A 4945-nucleotide genomic window follows, 5' to 3' on the forward strand; every position below is an offset into this window, starting at 1 on the left:
GAGGCCGAGAAGCCGGTTCCGGCGCCTGTGGGCTCGCCTGCTGAAAGAATCAGCCGGGTCTCATGAACCTGGACCACCCTCTATCTACAAAGTGGGACCTTTTTTACAGGAAAAATGGGACTTGACCATTGCCAAATCCCTTGCCCGTTTAAAATCATTCTTTTCTTTTCCGATTTCTCTTAGTAGTCTATTCTGTTCGTTCCGCTCCAGCCATTTAGGAGCAAGTTTTTGTCTTTCAACAAATTTTATTTTACGAGCAGGATTAATACTAGTTAGGTTATTCTCGGTTGTCCATTCAAAAAAACCCTTAAGTGTTACCAGAGCTTTATTTACTGTTGCAGGTTTACGATCCTTAATAGTAATCATATATTGCTTAAAATCCTTAATATCCATAGGAGTTACCTTTTCAATATCGGTATACCCATTAGTTTCCTCAAACCAGTTAATAAACTGTTTCAGCGTTGTACGGTAGGAGATAATAGTTTTTTTATCCTTACCATCTTGAATTAATTCACCTAAGTATTTTTCCATTAAATTGATCATAGATAACCGCTCCTTGTTTTAAAATATTCTATGACGTATTTTTCTTTAGATAAAGTTTGTTATTTGCTATATTCTATGACCAATTATAGCACATAGATTTCATATAATCAATATTCTATGACTAATAATTTTACTTTGAATCTAGAAGGTAACTGTCAAAATATGTCGAAATTGTACCAATAAAATCCAATAGTTAAGAACCTTATTTATATATAAAAATTTGTCTCGGAGGAAACTAATACGTGAATGAGCGGAAAGAATTCACTGATATCGAAAGGGAATCATTAAGATTTTTAGAACGTGATTTTAACAATTGTTTTGAACAAATGAGGCATTATGATAAGCAAAGTTTTAACATCTTTAAGTTTTTATCTACCTTATATACAGCGATAATAGGACTAGCGCTAGGTTTGTATCAATTTGGCCTAAAAGAATCAACAGATCTTAGTATTCCAGCAACAGCTACTATCATAGCGGGCCAAATTATAGGATTATTTCTATTTTCCATGTCATTAAGAAATCGTGTTTATTTTGTTCACACTGCACGATATATTAATGAGCAACGTGAATTTTTTTTAAAAATTAAACCATTAGGGTTTAACAATAAATCTAATATGTTTACAAATCCCCTACAACCATCGTACTTTAACTGGAGGAGTACACAATCATGGTTTTACTACACAATTGCTTTCATGAATGCATCATTTTTTGCTTCGTTACTATACATTCTACTTAATAACATGTCTAATCAATGCCGTATTACATATGGAATTTTTGGAGGCTTGGTCTTTTTTGTCGCTCTAATCTCAAGCGCCATTAAATATTTCAAATCAAAAGAAAACGATTAAGTTTTAAAAACTGTCTTTTAAAAAGTAATAGGAGGTTTTTATATCAATGCCTAATGTTCCTTCTTGGTCAAAATCACAAAAAAGTCACATTTGGATATTTAACGTAGGGCGTGGTCTATATATCTTTGTCAGGACTGCACTTAATCAAGGAATGATATATGATTTTGGAAGTTCAGAAGATTTTAAACCCACTGAATTCTTAGAAAAACATATAATACCTTATTTGAGTAAATATAAAAACTGTAACCTAGCTCAAACAATTATTTCACACCCACATGCGGATCATATTACAGATATAAAGTGTTTAATGAATACAAGTTATGAAAAATCACAATTCTATGCCTTTTTGCATACTTGTCCACATGATAAAACAGATGGTTCAGCTAAACCAGAAGCAGTAAACTTTAATAGAATTAAAAACCCTAAAGGTAGTGAAGAAAACATTAATATTTACAAAAGTCTCTATAAAAATAGGAGACTTCCTTTGCAAACAATATGTTATGACTCAACGATATCTATTCCAAATTTAGAATACGGTATTTATTATGTAAGACCTCCAGTTGTAAACGAAATATATCCAGATAATGATCAAGAGTATGGTAACGGGCTTAGTATTGTCTTTTTTTATCGTCATGGTTTTCACACCTTATTAGTACCAGGTGACATTAATCCGGAACCCTTAAAATATTTATTAGATGAAGATGAGGGACTTGAAAAAAGATATACTATATTTGACAGGAGACAAGCTACTCTCCACCCAAATTGGCATGATACATCAAGCGATCAACCTTCATTAAAGTCATTGCTAAGCAAACATGGATTATCAATTTTAGTTGCACCACATCATGGGTTAGAATCAGGATTTTCAGAAGATCTCTATAATTCATTAAAGGACGGAAAACCAGGATTAGTCGTTTTATCCGAAAAAAGACACTTATCAGATACCGATGGGAAAGTAAAAAGTTTTTATCGAACTTCTGATGGTGCTAAGGGACAAAAGGTATTTGTTGATGGAAAACAAGAAGTGCGCTATTCTGTAAGTACAATAAACGGCCATCATATTCTTATACTTTTTCAAGGCACTGGTGGAGTGCCGGAGGTATATTTAGAAAAAAATCCTGAAACACTTTTAAAATATTTAAAATAGCTGAGAACTATTCTCTATTATTGATCTTAATATAACTTTATTATTAATCACTGAAATATACATGGTACAATACTATTGGTCAGCTATAATATGCACTAAAAAGAAGTATAGAATTTGCAAAACTTATGAAGCAGGACGGTTTTAGATAAAAATTATTTTACTAAACGATTATGCATTTCTAATATTTATAATTTGCAGAGATATTATATTTTTACCCTTAAATAAAAACAACGGGCAGTACTTAAACTACCCATCAATTTAGTATTTCCCGATTCGCTTTAGTTCCACCCCAACCAAACCCTTAATAACATCCCTTAAATCTTGTTTGATCCTCTCAATGGCAGTTTGAATAAACTCTGCTCCTGGGTAGTCATCCAGCCAGGGAATAGGATGATCAGGCACTATAGACCCCTTCGGATTATAGTGTCCTTAATCTACCAGGAACGCAACGTTTATTTTCTTCCCATTCCAAGACGTGTCACCGGATAAACTTTTATAATTCATTTTATTAGCATCAAAGAAGATTTCAAATTCAATTGTGTTACCGTTTAACCTTACATCACTTGCCGTGATCGATTCCAGCAGTTGAAAGCTGCGTTCATAGAACTCCGGTTGTCTACGATCATAAACATTTGCCTGTACTGCTGCCCTTAGATCTTGAACTGCTAATTTTTTAATTACCTCAAGTCTCTGTCTTAAACTTTTAGTTAGAATCACATTAATTTTATTATTCAAAGATTTTATTAACCCTTCAATACTCAACAACCATACCTCCATTCGGCTATAACACGGCAGTCTTTTAGGAACAATTCATATTTAAATTATGGGTTCTTTTTACATATTATTTATGACATACTATTTATTAAATGTGCTATGCTATTATCGTGTTTTATCGAATGTTTTTTTTATAGCTGATTTTCCGATATATTTTACCGTTATTTTAAATTAGGCTCGGTATCCGTTCTAATATCTTTATTTAATTAAAAGAGGGTTTCCACCTTCTTCCCACATTTCGACATTATTAGTCAAAGGAAACACCTCCCAACTGTCGAATATCTTCAAAAGAAAGGAGGTGCTACCAATGTCAAAACCAGAAATATCTAAATGTCCTAAGTGCAAAACTGACATAAAAATTACTGCATCATATTGTAAATCCTGTGGTACTAAAATTGAAAAAGAACCAAAGAATTTACAATGTAATGATTGTGGAGATATTAATGATTTAGACGCTAAATTCTGTGAAAACTGTGGAAGTCAAAATTTATCTCCAGAAGCCACAAAAGAAGATATGTGTTTCTTCTTATCTGATTAATTTACCACAATTAGTACAATAGTTTGCCTTTTCTCTATGATTACTTTTGCCACATTCACAAACTATTGGGTTACGTAAATTAGTTCCACAATCTATACAATAATTTGCATCTAAATCATGATTGTATTTTCCACATACTATACATTGCATAATATCAATCCTTTCTAATATAAATGTTATTTAAAGAGGGGTTTTATAATACCCCTCTTACGAATTACCTCTTATTGCAGTAGAAATATAAGGAGAAATTGCACTCATTAAAGAATCAGATTGTGTTGGATTTAATACTATTGTTATAGCATTTTGATTTATTTCAGGCATAGAAGTAAATACAGGATTATAATTTATCTGATTATATTTTGCTATATTCCAAGCAATACCTTCATAATCCATTTCATTTCTACCTGCTGCAAACGCATTTGTAATTGCTTTTCCAGCCGCATAAGCGTCTTTCATTAATGATACCCATAATTTTCTTTGCTCTACAATATATTGTTTAAACGTTTCTAACAATGCATTATATCCTGTCGTATAAATTTGTCCAATATCTTTTGCTTTTGTTATTTCTAAGTCTCTGATAATTTTCCAATATTCAATAAAATTTTTAGTATATTCATTTTCGTTTAATACTATTTGCTCCATTTTTGCTTTAGCAAAAGTAGTAATAATTTGTAAAATAGATTGTTCTTTTTCCTGATAAGATTTAACTTCTAATTCATTTAATTTTTGAATTTCTTCAAGTGAAGCTTTTAATTCTTCAATTGAAGTTTTATTTTCTTTTTGTTCTTGCTTAGATTGTTCTGTTTGTAAATTAGATTTAGGCAAATCTTTAAATTCTACAGAAACTAATTCTCCACCAGATTCAGCAGATTTTCTTGCTTCTATAGTTGCCTTAGTTGCTTTATAAATATCTTGAACTTGTATTTCATATAATTTTCTTTGTTCTTCTAAATAAGTTTTATAAGTATTTGTTAATGCTACTCTAAAAGTGTACCATATGCTGGTTAAAAATTAGGCCACCTTAATCAAATTTTCCTGTACGATAGAAGTTGTCAAGACTCTTTGTACAGGAGGAAAGGCATTGATTAAGATGGC

General features: G+C 31.5%; 6 protein-coding genes. 3 read left to right on the forward strand and 3 right to left on the reverse strand.

Annotated elements, in window-relative coordinates:
* Nucleotides 1-84: 84 nt before the first annotated feature.
* Nucleotides 85-543: a site-specific integrase gene (locus HPY60_11465; GenBank protein ID NPV51795.1), complete on the reverse strand. Its 459-nt coding sequence runs from the start codon at nucleotides 541-543 to the stop codon at nucleotides 85-87.
* A gap of 242 nt (nucleotides 544-785) precedes the next feature.
* Here HPY60_11465 and HPY60_11470 point away from each other — a divergent pair, with 242 nt between their 5' ends.
* Together HPY60_11470 and HPY60_11475 are read left to right on the forward strand one after the other, a co-directional pair.
* Complete coding sequence (locus tag HPY60_11470; GenBank protein NPV51796.1) at nucleotides 786-1391, forward strand: hypothetical protein; 606 nt, start codon at nucleotides 786-788, stop codon at nucleotides 1389-1391.
* A gap of 46 nt (nucleotides 1392-1437) precedes the next feature.
* On the forward strand, nucleotides 1438-2538 hold the full coding sequence (locus HPY60_11475; GenBank protein ID NPV51797.1) for a hypothetical protein: 1101 nt from the start codon (nucleotides 1438-1440) through the stop codon (nucleotides 2536-2538).
* 429 nt (nucleotides 2539-2967) lie between these two features.
* Here the strand turns inward: HPY60_11475 and HPY60_11480 are convergent, their stop codons facing one another.
* Entirely contained in the window at nucleotides 2968-3300 is a 333-nt protein-coding gene (locus tag HPY60_11480) for a hypothetical protein (protein ID NPV51798.1), read from the reverse strand.
* 319 nt (nucleotides 3301-3619) lie between these two features.
* Between HPY60_11480 and HPY60_11485 the strand changes: the two genes are divergently transcribed.
* Nucleotides 3620-3850, forward strand: coding sequence for a hypothetical protein (locus tag HPY60_11485; protein ID NPV51799.1), 231 nt, complete (start codon nucleotides 3620-3622; stop codon nucleotides 3848-3850).
* Between the two features lie 207 nt (nucleotides 3851-4057).
* Here the strand turns inward: HPY60_11485 and HPY60_11490 are convergent, their stop codons facing one another.
* The gene (locus HPY60_11490; GenBank protein NPV51800.1) at nucleotides 4058-4675 is read right to left on the reverse strand and encodes a hypothetical protein; all 618 of its coding nucleotides are present in this window, start codon (nucleotides 4673-4675) and stop codon (nucleotides 4058-4060) included.
* Nucleotides 4676-4945: the final 270 nt, after the last annotated feature.

It is taken from the genome of Methanofastidiosum sp., assembly GCA_013178285.1.
GTDB lineage: Archaea > Methanobacteriota_B > Thermococci > Methanofastidiosales > Methanofastidiosaceae > Methanofastidiosum.

What these genes read in the sequence shown, in the direction of transcription:
- HPY60_11465 (NPV51795.1), bottom strand. Translation starts at nt 543, where the DNA reads ATGATCAATTTAATGGAAAAATACTTAGGTGAATTAATTCAAGATGGT.
- HPY60_11475 (NPV51797.1), top strand. Translation starts at nt 1,438, where the DNA reads ATGCCTAATGTTCCTTCTTGGTCAAAATCACAAAAAAGTCACATTTGG.
- HPY60_11485 (NPV51799.1), top strand. Translation starts at nt 3,620, where the DNA reads ATGTCAAAACCAGAAATATCTAAATGTCCTAAGTGCAAAACTGACATA.